Here is a 15,288-nt window from a genome sequence, read left to right on the forward strand (position 1 = left end):
CAAATTTGGACTAGTAAAAGAATAAGGGAGTGTTTAGGATGTTTAGAAGAATACTACCTATAGTAGCCATTTTATTCATTGTTGCATTGGCCGTTTCCAATTACTTTAACAAACCAGAAGAAGAATCAGTCACTATTTATCAAGAGGTCAATGGTGTATACCTTTCTTAAAATGAAGGCCTATATTTCATTCAGAAAAGATTTATTTGTGTTATGATGTGAAGGACATAGCATGAATGTTTTTTGAGGTGAAAAAATGAAAAAATGGGCATATCCATTAGCAGTTTTAACGTTAATTGTCTTTATTGTATTAAGAGCCACTTATCAAAGCCAGCTGATGAATACATTTGATGCAAAGATGGCAGAGCTTTTTTTTGGTAATCGATTTATTGAGATTTTTCATTATATAGGTGAGCCTAAATTTGTTGTTGGTGTTGCAGTAGTTTTAATGGTGTATTTAGCTTGGAAGGAAAAAAATTATCGAGGTATGCTATTTGTTGTCCTAACTTTTGCGGCAGGCAATGTTCTGAACCAATTACTAAAAAAATGGGAGCAGCGTCCACGACCTGAAATTGAGGATCAACTGACATCCTTTAGTTTTCCATCTGGACATTCGATGACTGGTATACTTTATTTATTTACACTTGCTTATATTTTAGCGGAGAATAGTAGTAAAGGACGTAAAATCCTTCTGTGGCTTGGGGCAACAATTTTAATGGTGCTTATTGGTTTATCACGTATTGCAGGAGCTCGACATTTTGCTACAGATGTACTTGCTGGTTGGAGCATCGGCTATACTTGGTTTATCATCTGTGTCATTTGGTACGAACGTCGTAAACGTTTATTTCAATCTAATCATAAATAAAAAGACAGGCAGTATCTATTTCTATGATAGATACTGCTTTTTTACATTTTACCGAGACATTGTAAAGAATGATATTTGCCTCATAAAAAAGAATTGCGTATAGGAAACTTCTACGTTAAGATGAGTACAATAAGAAAAAGAGCAAAGGAAGAAGGGTATGGACGGAAATGTTTTACTGGCATTAGGATTAACTCTGTTTGCTGGACTTGCAACAGGTGTAGGTAGTTTAATAGCATTTTTTACATCAAGAACAAATACAAAATTTTTATCATTAGCATTGGGGTTTTCAGCAGGGGTGATGATTTATGTATCCCTTGTAGAAATATTTGTGAAAGCTAAAGATGCTTTAACCAATGCATTAGGTACAACTAATGGCTATTGGATGACAATCCTTGGATTTTTCGGTGGGATGTTGTTTATTGCCTTAATTGATAAATTCATTCCGAAGGCAACTAATCCTCATGAAGTAAAGCTGGTAGAGGATGTTAATGCCATCAAACCACAGGTTAATGAAGAACATTTGATGAAGATGGGCGTTTTTACAGCCCTGGCGATTGGCATTCATAATTTTCCTGAGGGGATCGCTACATTTATGTCAGCTATTAATGATCCGAATGTAGGAATTGCTATTGCCATTGCAGTTGCTATTCATAATATTCCAGAAGGCATTGCTGTATCTGTTCCTATTTTCTTTGCAACAGGTAATCGAAGGAAAGCCTTTAAATTATCCTTTTTATCAGGATTGGCAGAGCCTGTAGGTGCATTAGTAGCTTTTTTGCTCCTTATGCCCTTTTTAACAGATGTCATGTTTGGAATCGTTTTCGCTGGGGTTGCAGGGATAATGGTCTTTATTTCACTAGATGAATTGCTACCAGCTGCACAAAGATATGATGAAACACATTTGTCGATGTATGGTCTAGTAGGGGGAATGGCAGTCATGGCCATTAGCTTAGTATTATTAGCATAAGTAAGTAGGAAAAGGGAGACATCTTTGTAAAAGTGGCTCCTTTTTCTTTTTTCTATTAGCGTGTAACAACAGCTTTTTTTGACTCCACTAGCTCTTGTACTATTTTTAGACAATCATGAAATGTGGTAAAAGGTCTATATGGAACATGAAGCTCTTCACAGCGTTGGATAAGATGATCTCTAGCTAAAACAATATCTGCTAGTTTAGCTGCCTCAAAATCTGATAGAGAATCACCAATTACAATTTTATAATGATCCTCCTTGGCAACCTTCCGCATCACGCTTGGTTTACAGCAGCCGCATCCTTGTGTGTTGTATTTAGCGCATTCCTCATCGCAGCTATTTGGGTAGATCAATTCTATTTGTTTACCAGAGAAATCTGCCCTATTACAGTAAATGCCTGAAAAGGGGCCAAATTTTTCAACTAAAGGCTCGATGAAAAAATCAACTCCGCCACTTACAATATAAAATGGAATATCGTTGTTTTGAGCAAAGCGGGCAAAATCACCAAATCCCTCACGTATGACTGCCGACTCCATCAGGTATTGAATGACTTCATCTTTTTGATGAGTAGAAAGTAGATGAAACATTGCTGATAGCCCATCTTTAAATGAAATGGTTTGTTCCATCATCGCTTGAGCAATTTTCTCAGATTCTTCTGGTACAAATTCAGTCATAAGTGAAAAGATGTTATCTGTTTCTGTTATCGTGCCATCGAAATCACAGAATATAATGGGTTTCAAAATAATTCCTCCTTAGGAAAGCGCGTATAAAAAGTTTAATTCTATACTTCTATAATATTAGTTTTATCCAATCTTGCTTTCAAGAAAAAACGCCTACTATTAAAGTAGACGTTTCACACATTCATTGACTTGTACACCATGTTCATCAGCATTTGTTAAAATAATTTGATGCTCTGGGAATTGCTTTTTCATTAATTCAACGAAGTCAGAGGCAATAGCAGAAGGAATAATAGAAATCATTGTTGGTCCAGCGCCACTTAGAGCAGTACCATATGCACCGTTCGATTTTGCAGCCATACGAATTTCTTCATAAGCAGGAATTAGCTTTGCACGAAACGGTTCATGGAATAAATCTTCCTCCATATAACGCCCAGCACGTTCAAAATCTCGCGCCATTAAAGAAGCGGCTAACATATTTGCATTTGCTGAGGCATGAACAGCATAGGAACGGTTAAATTGCTCTGGTAAAACAGAACGGGATTCGCTTGTTTTTAATTCAACATCTGGTACATATACCACAAAGGAGGCATCGATATCATTGATGTGGAATGTATCGACTATGCCATTGTCATCCATCGAAGAAATCGTTAATCCTCCTAAAACTGAAGCAGTTGCGTTATCTGGATGTCCTTCAATTTGTGAAGATAGATTGAGTTTATCTTGAATTGTTAATTCCAGCTCGCAGACTTGGTTAGCAAGCTCAATACCTGCAACAATAACTGCTGCACTGCTGCCAAGTCCACGTGCCAATGGAAGTTCACTAGCCATCTCCACACGACAAGCCGGTAGCTGTTGACCATATAGATCTGCAGTTTTTTTAGCAATGACGTATAGTAAGTGTTCTTCAAGCTCAAACTCTTTAGGACCATTATCATCAAGATGAATAATTTCCCATTGTTGTTGCGACGTAACAGAAAGCTGTAAGTAAAGAGACAAGCCAAGTCCTATTGAATCAAAGCCTGGACCTAAGTTGGCTGTGCTTCCAGGAACTGAGATTTGCCACATTTTACTCATAGTACACCCTCAATATATGCACGAATTTCTTCTTCATCGTTTTTAAGGGATACGACCTCTACAGTGGATACATTCATGGCTGTATCAGGATCTTTCAGGCCATTCCCTGTAAAGATTGTTACAACTTTGGCGCCTTGAGGGATTTTTCCATTTGCAACAGATTTCATAACACCAGCTAAAGAAGCAGCAGAGCCAGGCTCAACAAAAATGCCTTCTGTACTTGCGATTAATTTGTAGGCTGCTACAATTTCTTCATCTGTAACAGAATCAATGATACCACCAGATTCATCTCGAGCAGCTTCTGCCAATGTCCAGCTCGCAGGATTTCCAATACGAATGGCAGTTGCTACAGTCTCAGGATTAGCAATCGGCTCACCTTTAACGATTGCTGCAGCACCTTCAGCTTCAAAGCCATACATTTTTGGTAGACCACAATTTTTTGCAGCGTGATATTCTTTAAACCCTTTCCAATATGCAGTAATATTACCTGCGTTCCCAACTGGAATACACAAATAATCAGGTGCTGAACCTAAGGCATCTACGATTTCAAACGAAGCCGTTTTTTGACCTTCGATACGGTATGGGTTTACAGAGTTAACAAGTGCAACTGGTGTCGTTTCACTTACTTGGCGAACGATATTGAGTGCATCATCAAAGTTTCCATCAATTTCAATGATCTTTGCCCCATACATTGTTGCCTGTGCTAGCTTTCCAAGAGCAACTTTACCTTTTGGAATAACAACGATTGATTGGATGCCTGCACGAGTTGCATAGGCAGCCGCAGCAGCGGAAGTGTTTCCTGTAGATGCGCAAATAACGCATTGACTTCCATCCTCGATAGCTTTTGCAACAGCAAATACCATTCCTCGGTCTTTAAATGAGCCAGTTGGATTTGCACCCTCAATTTTTCCGTAAAGCTCAATGCCTAGTTTCTTAGATAAGTTCACTAAATGTATAAGAGGCGTATTGCCTTCGTTTAAAGTTAAAGCAGGTGTATTTTCAGTTACGGGTAAAAATTGTTTATATTCTTCAATAAGGCCTTTCCACATAACGTAACGATCTCCTTTTGTTCTTATAGAAAGAACAGTTGTTTTTGTATAAAAGACATTTTAACGCAAATAGCACTATTATTTCAATACCATTTCATTAATTGTCGAAACAATTCGGTAATTTGAATAGTACTTGTCACTTTCTTGAAACAACTGTATAGTAATCTTGTAATGTAAAGTCATGTGTAAAGACAGGTGGTTAGAATGACAATAAATACAGTAGTAACAAAGAAACCTCAGCAATCCATTTCCAGAAATAAGTTATTGGGTGTAGCGGGGGTTGGGTGGCTCTTCGATGCAATGGACGTTGGTATATTATCCTTTGTCATTGCAGCATTGGCCGCTGAGTGGGGACTATCACCAAGTCAATCTGGTTGGATTGGTAGTATAAATTCTATCGGGATGGCTGTAGGAGCTCTCTTTTTTGGTGTGTTTGCTGATAAAGTAGGTCGCAAGCAAATATTTATGTGGACACTTGTCCTTTTTTCTATTGCAAGTGGTTTATCCGCTTTTACAACAACATTAACTGCATTTTTAATTTTACGGTTTTTAGTAGGGATGGGGCTAGGAGGAGAATTGCCTGTAGCTTCAACACTTGTATCTGAAAGTGTGGCTGCCAAAGAAAGAGGTCGTGTGGTTGTATTACTTGAAAGCTTTTGGGCAGCAGGTTGGTTAATAGCGGCACTTATTTCGTATTTTGTTATTCCCACATGGGGATGGCGAGTAGCCCTTATACTAACAGCACTTCCAGCGTTTTATGCTATTTATCTTCGTTGGCATTTGCCAGATTCACCTCAATTTACGGTGAAGGAAGAAGCGAAAAAACGGAGCATTGGTCAAAATATGAAAGAGGTTTGGTCAAAAAAGTATGCTCGTTCTACATTTATGCTGTGGCTATTATGGTTTACGGTTGTATTTTCGTATTATGGCATGTTTTTATGGTTGCCAAGTGTGATGGTAGGGAAGGGCTTTGACATGATTACAAGCTTTAAATATGTTTTGATCATGACTTTAGCTCAATTACCAGGTTACTTTACAGCCGCTTGGTTTATAGAAAAGTTTGGGCGTAAATTTGTCCTTGTTTCCTATCTAATTGGTACTGCAGCGAGTGCTTATATTTTTGGAAATGCAGATACTTTAGCCGTATTGCTAACTTCAGGGATGCTTTTATCTTTCTTTAACTTGGGGGCTTGGGGAGCATTATATGCTTATACACCCGAACAATACCCATCGGTTATACGTGGAACAGGTGCTGGTATGGCAGCAGCGGTTGGACGAATTGGTGGTATTTTTGGGCCGTTGCTCGTTGGGTTTTTATTAACGGCAGGCTATGATATAGGTTTTATCTTTGCCATTTTCTGTGGAGCGATTATTATCGGTGTTGTAGGGGTCATCTTCCTTGGTAAGGAAACGAAGCAGCTTGAATTAGAATAGTATGAAATAGAATGTCCTGGATCAAAGAATTGATCCAGGACGTTTTTGTCTGATTTCGCTTAAATAATACATAAAAATTAGCTTTTATTAATTTTTATTCGATTTTACTGATTTATTTGTTAAAATGACAAATCAATATAAAATGGTTAAAGAGTAAATCAAATTGTTTTATTAGCAGGTTAATGCGATGAAGATTTTTCAGAAAAGTCATTGTATTCAAATTGTAATCGTGATACTGTATTTTTAATCGAATTTTGAGTCAGTAGGAAACAATCTCCCGTTCGTGATAAGGTCATTGAAAGAAAGGTTGTTAGGAATGAGTATTCATGAAGATATAAAGAAAAGGTTTGTAAGGCTGTCAAAGGGCCAGCGTAAAGTAGCACAATTTGTAATGGATAATCCCACAACAGTAATTGCTAATGGAGCAGCAGAGGTTGGCAGATTGGCTAATGTAAGTGAATCAACCGTGATTCGATTTTGTTATGCTATGGATTTGTCAGGGTATGTAGAACTACAAGAGCAAGTTAGAGGCTTTATAATGTCTCAAGATGTAGGTGCAAATCTACAGCCTACATATACTGCTAAGAAGCTGACTAATTCTAGCTTTGGTAAGGTGATGCAACGAGATAGCCAAAATATTCAAGAAACAATTCATTTGATTAACGATCAGCAGATCCAAAAATGCTCAAAATGGATGCATGAAGCAGACAATATCTATATTCTAGGTACTCGTCACAATGCATCTGTTGCAAATTGGCTATCTAATACATTGAAAACACTTCGTGCTAATATTAAGCAGCTTCGTTTAGACTCAGATGATTTAGTGAATCAAATAAACAGTATGGGCGAACATACGACTTTAATTGTACTATCTTTTGATAAACAGATTGTGGATATTAAAACGATTGTTGAAATTGCAAAGGTAAAGAAAGTGAAAATTATTGCCATTACAGGTTCTGCATTTTCGCCTATTCGAGAATATGCCAGTGCATTATTTACCCTCGGTACCAAGAATCATTCTTCTCTAGACATTGCCCCAGTCTTGATTTCATTTTTGCATGCGTTGATAGAGGAAATGATAAGCCAGGATAAAGACCACTATGATAAATATCAGCAATTGTATGAGCAAGTAGAAAGTAATGTATTATTCTTAGATGCTATTAGAGAAAAGCAGGTATTTTAATGTAAATACGCATAGATAGTTGTTGAAACACACTATCTATGCGTATTTTTTTGAAATTTTCTATATAAAAAGATGTCCAAATAGTATTTAGACATCTAGGAAAAGTGAATTATAGAATTTTACTCAAGTTATATTCATTAATATAAGTATCATTTAATTTAATGGCATTTTTTCGAATGCCCTCCTGATGAAATCCTAGCTTTGTAAAGAGGTGTAAAGCTACATTGTTATGCTCCATAACAGATAACTCTAAACGGGAAATATCATGTTGTTTAGACCAACTTTCAACAGCTTTCATCAGTGCGGAGCCAATACCTTTTTGCTGATACTCTTCTTTCACAGCTAAACGAATAGAGGCAACATGTCTAGCTTTTGATTGTTTATATCCATGAATAACCGCATAACCCGCAAAAATTCCGTTTAGTACACAAAGTAGTATAGTACGGTTTTTTAATTGCTTCCAATAGGTTAAATTTTTACGAAGTTGTTGGACAGTGAGATCTAGCTCGTTTTGAACATTATACATGAAGTCAGTTTCTTGAAAAATCTCCTCTTGTAAATGAATGAATGATCTAGCATCAGATGCTTCAATTCCTCGTATTATGTATGCAGATGAATTCTCCTCACTATTAGAAGTGTTGTTTTCGGTAGACTTCATTTGCGTACGTGAGAAAGATACACTAGAACCTAGTTTAACATCAATGACATAATAGCCTGCATTTGTCCATGATAAATAATGTGAGAGAGGGGGCTTAGTTTTTTTCCACCAGCTTTTATTTAAGTAGGCAGCGTTCGGTAATGCTTGTCCCATAATGTTTTCTAATTCACCAAAGGATAAAGTAATTTCTTGTTGTAAAGCTACATCAAAATAGTTAGCTAAAGGAATGTACTTTTTTTCTATCTTCTTCGTCATCGTAATCCCCATTTCCTGAATATCCAAAAATATAGACTACCTGATGATAGCATAAAATTATGATGACTTAAATATGAAAACCCAACTAAATATCTATATAAACTAATTATTTTATAAAAAAGAGGCATTTTTACTATTGAATGTTAAAAATAGGTTGGTAAAAATAGAGAATTTTATAGAAGTAATTAGACCTATTAAAAGTATACATAGCAACTTAAGCTAGTTATAATATAGATATCTTATTTGAAAAGTATGTATTTAGAGCGCTATCATTATATTTGCATAATACAGGTTAACCGCAATTAAGCCTGTATGTTATTTCGAGAGTGAAGGTCAATGGCAAATACGCTGAGGCGAAATTGTTCCAAAGTTTCACTTTATCACTTGTCAGGCTATAAGGTATGATAAAATAAAATATAAATGTAAGTGCCATTTTAGGAGGAATTAATTCAATGAGTAAAGTATTAGTTTTTGGACATAAAAACCCAGATACAGACACAATCACGTCTGCAATTGTATATGCCTATTTAAAACAGCAAATTGGTGAAGAAGCTGAGGCGGTACGTCTTGGAGATGTTAATAATGAAACTCAATTTGCATTAGATAAATTTGGCTTTGAAGCGCCTCGTTTAATCTCTTCTGTAGTTGGTGAAGCGGACAAAGTTATTCTAGTAGACCACAATGAATTCCAACAATCGGCTGACGGTATTGAGGAAGTGCAAATTGCAGAGGTAATTGATCACCACCGCATCGCCAACTTCCAAACAGCTGATCCACTATATTATCGTGCAGAACCAGTAGGCTGTACGGCTACTATTCTTAAGAAAATTTTTAGCGAAAACGGTTTAGACATTCCTGCGAACATTGCTGGTTTAATGTTATCTGCAATTGTTTCAGATACATTATTATTCAAATCACCGACTTGCACAGAGCAAGATGTAAAAGCTGGTGAAGAGCTAGCAAAAATTGCTGGTGTGGAAATTGCAGAGTATGGCTTAGCAATGCTAAAAGCAGGTGCTGATTTATCTGATAAATCATTAGAAGATTTATTATCATTAGATGCAAAAGAGTTCCAATTTGGTGAGTACAAATCTGTTGTAGCTCAAGTTAATGCAGTTGATGTTAATGATGTTCTTAATCGTCAAGAGGAGTTAGAAATCCTACTCAATAAAAATGTTGCAGAAAATGGCTTAGATCTATTCTTCTTCGTTGTGACTGACATTTTAAATAATGATTCAACAGCAGTTGCAATAGGGCAAGTAGCAGAAGCAGCAGCAAAAGGATTCGGTGCTGATCTTATCAATAACCGTGTTGTATTACCAGGTGTTGTTTCTCGTAAGAAACAAATTGTTCCAGTATTAACAGAAGCTCTAAAATAAAAAATACAAAAGAGGTTGTCTATTTAGACAGCCTCTTTTTTTTAATCAAGTTTTAATGGCTGTACAGCAGGGCCTTCAAGCACCTCACCCTTAGCGTTAAAACGAGAACCATGGCAAGGACAATCCCATGTTTCATCAGCTTCATTCCATTTTGTTTTGCAGCCTAAATGAGTACAGGTTGGAGCAGTGGCATTCCTCATATACCCAGCTATATATTCCTTGGCAACAAAGCCTCCTACTTTCAGCATTTGCATGAATTGGGCACCGAATTTAGTACGTGATGGTGAATAAAGAGCGATAGCACCTTCTTCAATCTTTGAGCCTGTTAAAAGAGACGATAAGATATCACCTGCGACAAAGGAATTGGAGATTCCCCATTTTCGATAGCCAGTGGCAATTAATACGTTAGGTAAGGAGTTTGTAATTCTCCCAACATAAGGGACAATATCAGGTGTTTCTATATCCTGGGCTGACCATCGATAAAGTGGCTGTTGTTCAAAATGCTCCTTCATTTCATTGGAAATGGCCTCATAATATGGCTCAGTATGAACGGTCTCGCCAGCGATATGATTCGCCCCTCCTAAGACTAAATAATTTTCCTGATTGATCGTGGCAGTCCGTATCGAACGGGAAGGAAAATCAACTGATAAATATTGACCTTGCATAGTCTCAGAGGTTTTACTAGCAACCATATAGGAGCGACTATTGGATAATTTAAAAAGTTTAAGCCCTTTAAATGCTTCAATGGGATAATGTGAACATAAAATAAGTTTATTATATTGAACCGACATATTTTTTTCGGTATATAAGTTATTCTGTGGTATGTTTAATTGCTGAACACGGGTATTTGCATAAAGCTTTGCGCCCATCTTCTGCGCCTCTTTCGCAAGAAAATTACTTACTTCAACAGGATTTATTTGTGCTTGTTGTGTCATACATAAAGCTTTTGTAATAGGGAATGGGAGCTCTGTGTCAGAGGTAAGGTTAGACTTAATGTTTAAAACCTTATAGGCATTCCATTCTTTTAATAATTGTGCATAGCCTTCTTTTGTTTGACAGTATAACAGTGAATCCACCGAACGAACCCTGTCTGGTGGGAGTATTTGTCTAGCTTTATCAATGGCTTGTTGATTCAGTTGATAATAAAGCTGTGCCTCTTCTAAAGATAATTTTTCTAAAAGATTTGCATAGACAATGCTATGTTGGGCTGTTAATTTTCCTGTTGAATGCCCTGTCGTACCGTGACCAAAATGGGTATTTGCTTCGAGAAGAACTACATCCACACCTGCTTTTGCTAAAGTATAGGCAGTATATAAACCAGTTAAGCCACCACCGATTATACATACATCGCATGTTGTTGAGGAAGTAAGAGAAGATAAAGAGACAGACTCAGTTGTAGCAAGCCAAAGAGATTGTGTCATATAGAAACCTCACATTGTTTTTGTATTCAGTATGTAGAAGAACTTGAAAATTTATGCAGTGAGGCATTAAAATTGCCTTGTGATTTCAACTATCGCTACAATGTAGCAAAAGGAGTGAGTATGAAATGAAAATTGAAATTTGGTCTGACTATGTATGCCCATTTTGTTATATTGGTAAAAAACAATTAGAGAAAGCGATTGAGGATACTGGCTATTCGGGGCAGGTGGAGCTTGTCTATAAAAGCTACCAACTAGATCCAACTACTCCAATAGATTCGCATAGTACTGTCTATGAATCATTGGCAAAGAAATATGGAATGTCCTTAGAGAAGGCAAAGGAAATGACAGTGGGTGTAACAGAGCGTGCGAAAGAAGTAGGGCTAAACTACGATTTTAGCAATTTGATGGAAGAGAATACGCTAAAAGCACATCGGCTTGTAAAATGGGCTGAACAACAGGGAGATGTTACAGCTCTAGTGGAGTCACTTTTACACAGTCATTTTATTGAAGGAAAGCGTATCGGTCAAGATGATGTTTTATTAGAGATAGCTGAGAAAGTGGGCCTAGAGCGTGAAGAAGTTGCAAAGGTTCTTGCTGATGATGTTTATAAAAATGAGGTAGAAGCGGATATTCAAGAAGGTCTCCAGCTTGGTGTACGAGGGGTACCGTTCTTTGTCTTAAACCGTAAATATGGTATTTCAGGTGCACAACCGCAGGAGGTATTTGAGGATACATTGCGTAAAGTTGCTGAAGAAGAGGGCTTACAACCATCGCTAAAGATGGCTGGCACAGGTGATGCGGGTATTTGTACTGACGATAACTGTAAATTTTAGCTTACTAGAGAGAGGAGTAAGGCTTTCAACTCCTCTTGTTAGAATGGATGAAAGATAGAATATTTCAGTCAAAAGTCTGAGGCAAGTAGCATTGACATTTTAGATGAAATTTTTTAAGATAAACACATATCTTGAATTCGAGATATTAGATTTTGAAATTTAAGGGAGATTTTATATAATGAACGTTTTAGTAGTAAAAGCTAACAACCGTCCAGACGGTATTTCAACAAAAATGTATGATACTTTCATGGAAAATGTACAAGGTGCCAACGTAACAACTTTTGATGTATTTGCAGAAGATATGCCTTATTTTGGCCAAGATCTTTTCAATGCTTTTGGTAAAGTACAAAATGGTGGAGAGTTAACAGACATTGAATCACGTCTATTAGCTGCAAAACAAAAAGCAATGGATGCATTAACTGCTGCTGATTTAGTTGTATTTGCATTCCCACTATGGAACTTAACAATTCCAGCACCTTTACAAACATTTATTGACTATGTATACCAAGCAGGATTCACATTCAAATATGGCGAAAATGGTCAATTAATTAGCTTAATGACTGACAAAAAAGCGATTATTTTAAATGCTCGTGGTGGCTACTATTCATCACCTGAAGCTCAACCAATGGAAATGTCAGTAAACTACATTAAAAATGTAGTAGGTGGCGTATTCGGGATGAAAGTTATTGAAGAAGTGATTATTGAAGGTCACAATGCTTCACCAGATAAAGCGCAAGAAATTATTGCAAATGGCCTAGAAGAAGTGAAAAAGGTTGCTCAATCACTACAAACTGTGAATGCATAAAAATTATTTTTTATTAAAAGTCCTCTCAATTTTGGGAGGACTTTTTTTATTTTGTTAACAGATGTATGGTGTGGTATGGAGGTCGGACATATTGACAGTAACTAATTATTTTGAATTTACATTTACTAACATCCTATTTAATAGAAAAATAAAGAATAGTAGAAATCTATGATTTGGAGGGAAAGTAATTAACCATTCTTTTAAAAATACATATAATTAGGACTATATATTCAGTAAAAATTAGAATGGTTTTAATATAATAGAATTTGTAGGAAAATACTAGATTATTAAGGAGGTTGTTGTATGAATAAGAAATTAATAACTAATTTCTTGGCGACGTTACTAGTCCTTTTCGCGTTTATACCATTTGGAATTTCTGCTGATGCTGCTTCCAATGATGTAACACGCGCAGATTATGTAAAAGAATTAGTAGAAAATTTAGATGTAGAGATGGGTGACGGCTCTTCGCTTGCCTTTAACGATGTCTCTAAGGATTTAGCACCTTATGTAGAAAAAGCTGTTCAATTAAAACTTATTAAAGGGAAAACAGCAACGACATTTGGCCCAGATGACAAATTAACACGTCAGCAAGCATTTGTTATCTCTGCTCGTGGACTTGTTAGTGAAAACGCTTCCCTCAAAGTTTTAGAGCAATTTAAGGATGCAGATCAAATTGCAACGGCATATAAACAAGATTTAGCGAATGCTGTTGCAGCAAACATTTTACAAGCATTTGAGGATAATACTATTCGTCCTCGTGACTATGTGACAAAGGAACAGATGGAGAGTATTGTGGAGCGCTTTGTAGCAGAATACAAAGCACCTTCAACTGGTGTATCAGTTGATCTTCAGATTTTAGGGACAACAGATATTCATACCAATTTAGCTAATTACAATTACTATTTAGATGCTCCATCATCAGAGCTTGGGTTAGCTAATACAGCAACACTAATTGAGCAAGCAAGAGCTAAAAATCCAAACACATTACTATTTGATAATGGTGATTTAATTCAAGGCACACCACTTGGCTCATATAAAGCATTAGAAAGTGTTTTAAAGCCAGGTGAAGTTCATCCAGCTATTGCTGCACTTAATGCATTGAAATACGATGGTGGAACTTTAGGAAATCATGAATTTAATTATGGTCTAGACTTTTTAGATGAAGTATTAAACGATGCAAAGTATCCAGTCGTAAATGCTAATACCTATGATGCAAAAACAAAAGAACGTATGTTTACACCTTATGTCATTCTTGATAAAGAAGTGGTAGACAGTTCAGGTAAAAAACATACACTTAAAGTTGGTGTAACAGGGATTGTTCCAACGAAAATTGTTGAATGGGATGCCATTCATTTAGCAGGTAAAGTTGAAATGCAAGAGCCAGTCGAAGCTGTGAAAGAGGTAGTACCAGAAATGCAAAAGGCTGGAGCAGACGTGATTGTCGTTCTGTCACATTCAGGTATCGGTGAAGATACTTATGTGAAGGGTGCTGAAAATGTTGGTTACCAATTAGCAGAAATTGATGGTATTGATGCTTTAATTACAGGACACTCTCATTTAACATTCCCTGGTGACTATAAGGATTTGAAAGATGTTGACCAAGAAAAGGGTACAATTCATGGTGTTCCTACTGTTATGGCAGGTAGCTATGGTAGTCATCTTGGTGTAATTGATTTAAAACTAGAACAACAAGGATCTGAGTGGGTAGTGGTAGATGGTAAAGGTTCATTGCAATCGATCAAGCAAGAAGGTTTACAACCATCCACAACGGTTTTAGAGGCTATTAAAGAGGCACATGATGGCACATTAACGTATATCCGTCAGCCTGTTGGAGAAACAACTGCACCAATCCATAGTTATTTTTCAATGGTGCAAGATGATCCATCCATTCAAATCGTAACACAAGCTCAAAAATGGTTTATCGAACAAGAGCTAAAGGGTACGGCTGATGAAAAGACACCAATTCTTTCAGCAGGAGCACCTTTCAAAGCAGGATCACGTAATAATCCATTAGATTATACAAATATTCCTGTAGGACCGCTTGCTATTAAAAATATGGCCGACATTTATCATTATGACAATACTGTTGCTACGATTAAAGTGACAGGCGCACAAGCAATCGAGTGGTTAGAGATGGCTGCTGGTATTTTCGCAACAATTGATCCGACTAAAACAGAAGAGCAAAATATTATCGATGCAGAAGCACGTTCTTATAACTTTGATGTGTTAGATGGCTTAACATATCAAATTGATGTCACATCGCCAGCAAAATATGACCGCCGCGGTAATCTTACTGATGAAAAGGCAAATCGTATTAAGAATGTACAATATAATGGTAAACCAATCGATTTAAAACAAGAATTCATCATCATTACAAACAATTATCGTGTTGGTGGATCATATGGGGCGACATTTAAAAATGCAGAAGGCTCTAATATAACTAACTATGCTTATGAAAATCGACAAGCTGTTGTAGATTATATTATGGCGAATAAAACAATTAACCCAGCTGCGGATAATAACTGGTCATTTGTACCGTTCCCAGCCAATACAAAGGTTATCTACCTATCTGCAAAAGATGCACAAAAGTTCATACCAGCAGGTAGTGGTATTGAATATTTAGAAGATACAGAAGCTGGATTTGCTAAATATTTAATTAAATAAAAGAATAGGAAAAGGAGAGT

14 protein-coding genes are annotated in these 15,288 nt (G+C 36.6%); 9 read left to right on the top strand and 5 right to left on the bottom strand.

Annotation, left to right across the window (positions count from 1 at the left end; all coding sequences use genetic code 11):
• Positions 1–38 precede the first annotated feature (38 nt).
• The 3 genes from ACMGGO_RS01205 (at position 39) to zupT (ending at position 1,831) form a co-directional block, all read left to right on the top strand.
• The gene (locus ACMGGO_RS01205) at positions 39–170 is read left to right on the top strand and encodes a hypothetical protein (protein ID WP_255349868.1); all 132 of its coding nucleotides are present in this window, start codon (positions 39–41) and stop codon (positions 168–170) included.
• Positions 171–255: 85 nt separating this feature from the next.
• Positions 256–864 carry a phosphatase PAP2 family protein gene (locus ACMGGO_RS01210; protein ID WP_054549609.1) on the top strand — a complete coding sequence of 203 codons (609 nt, stop codon included), beginning with the start codon at positions 256–258 and terminating at the stop codon, positions 862–864.
• A 157-nt stretch (positions 865–1,021) separates the two neighbouring features.
• Complete coding sequence (gene zupT, locus ACMGGO_RS01215; protein ID WP_016992734.1) at positions 1,022–1,831, top strand: zinc transporter ZupT; 810 nt, start codon at positions 1,022–1,024, stop codon at positions 1,829–1,831.
• A 55-nt stretch (positions 1,832–1,886) separates the two neighbouring features.
• On the opposite strand, the gene ACMGGO_RS01220 is transcribed toward zupT, so the two are convergent.
• The 3 genes from ACMGGO_RS01220 to thrC form a co-directional block, all read right to left on the bottom strand.
• Positions 1,887–2,573 (bottom strand): MtnX-like HAD-IB family phosphatase, encoded by a 687-nt coding sequence (locus ACMGGO_RS01220; RefSeq protein ID WP_269897935.1) that lies wholly within the window; start codon positions 2,571–2,573, stop codon positions 1,887–1,889.
• Between the two features lie 99 nt (positions 2,574–2,672).
• Positions 2,673–3,587 (bottom strand): homoserine kinase, encoded by a 915-nt coding sequence (gene thrB, locus ACMGGO_RS01225; protein WP_420281522.1) that lies wholly within the window; start codon positions 3,585–3,587, stop codon positions 2,673–2,675.
• On the bottom strand, positions 3,584–4,636 hold the full coding sequence (thrC, locus tag ACMGGO_RS01230) for a threonine synthase (protein WP_004231969.1): 1,053 nt from the start codon (positions 4,634–4,636) through the stop codon (positions 3,584–3,586). The genes thrB and thrC overlap by 4 nt, the downstream gene beginning before the upstream one ends.
• 204 nt (positions 4,637–4,840) lie before the next feature.
• Here thrC and ACMGGO_RS01235 point away from each other — a divergent pair, with 204 nt between their 5' ends.
• Complete coding sequence (locus ACMGGO_RS01235; RefSeq protein WP_115673157.1) at positions 4,841–6,070, top strand: MFS transporter; 1,230 nt, start codon at positions 4,841–4,843, stop codon at positions 6,068–6,070.
• A 316-nt stretch (positions 6,071–6,386) separates the two neighbouring features.
• Positions 6,387–7,253, top strand: a complete 867-nt coding sequence (locus ACMGGO_RS01240) for a MurR/RpiR family transcriptional regulator (protein WP_103118902.1) — start codon at positions 6,387–6,389, stop codon at positions 7,251–7,253.
• Positions 7,254–7,362: 109 nt separating this feature from the next.
• Here ACMGGO_RS01240 and ACMGGO_RS01245 read toward each other — a convergent pair whose 3' ends face one another.
• The gene (locus ACMGGO_RS01245) at positions 7,363–8,166 is read right to left on the bottom strand and encodes a GNAT family N-acetyltransferase (protein ID WP_259950583.1); all 804 of its coding nucleotides are present in this window, start codon (positions 8,164–8,166) and stop codon (positions 7,363–7,365) included.
• A gap of 452 nt (positions 8,167–8,618) precedes the next feature.
• Between ACMGGO_RS01245 and ACMGGO_RS01250 the strand changes: the two genes are divergently transcribed.
• Positions 8,619–9,545, top strand: a complete 927-nt coding sequence (locus tag ACMGGO_RS01250) for a manganese-dependent inorganic pyrophosphatase (RefSeq protein WP_054549605.1) — start codon at positions 8,619–8,621, stop codon at positions 9,543–9,545.
• Between the two features lie 41 nt (positions 9,546–9,586).
• Here the strand turns inward: ACMGGO_RS01250 and ACMGGO_RS01255 are convergent, their stop codons facing one another.
• Positions 9,587–10,966 carry an FAD-dependent oxidoreductase gene (locus tag ACMGGO_RS01255; RefSeq protein WP_066038018.1) on the bottom strand — a complete coding sequence of 460 codons (1,380 nt, stop codon included), beginning with the start codon at positions 10,964–10,966 and terminating at the stop codon, positions 9,587–9,589.
• A 125-nt stretch (positions 10,967–11,091) separates the two neighbouring features.
• Between ACMGGO_RS01255 and ACMGGO_RS01260 the strand changes: the two genes are divergently transcribed.
• The 3 genes from ACMGGO_RS01260 (at position 11,092) to ACMGGO_RS01270 (ending at position 15,268) form a co-directional block, all read left to right on the top strand.
• On the top strand, positions 11,092–11,799 hold the full coding sequence (locus ACMGGO_RS01260; protein WP_112116765.1) for a DsbA family oxidoreductase: 708 nt from the start codon (positions 11,092–11,094) through the stop codon (positions 11,797–11,799).
• Between the two features lie 178 nt (positions 11,800–11,977).
• Positions 11,978–12,604, top strand: a complete 627-nt coding sequence (locus tag ACMGGO_RS01265) for an FMN-dependent NADH-azoreductase (RefSeq protein ID WP_004231976.1) — start codon at positions 11,978–11,980, stop codon at positions 12,602–12,604.
• 303 nt (positions 12,605–12,907) lie between these two features.
• Positions 12,908–15,268 (top strand): bifunctional 2',3'-cyclic-nucleotide 2'-phosphodiesterase/3'-nucleotidase, encoded by a 2,361-nt coding sequence (locus tag ACMGGO_RS01270; protein ID WP_112116763.1) that lies wholly within the window; start codon positions 12,908–12,910, stop codon positions 15,266–15,268.
• Positions 15,269–15,288: the final 20 nt, after the last annotated feature.

The sequence above is a fragment of the Lysinibacillus sp. BNK-21 genome (genome assembly GCF_048684915.1).
GTDB classification, from domain to species: domain Bacteria; phylum Bacillota; class Bacilli; order Bacillales_A; family Planococcaceae; genus Lysinibacillus; species Lysinibacillus capsici.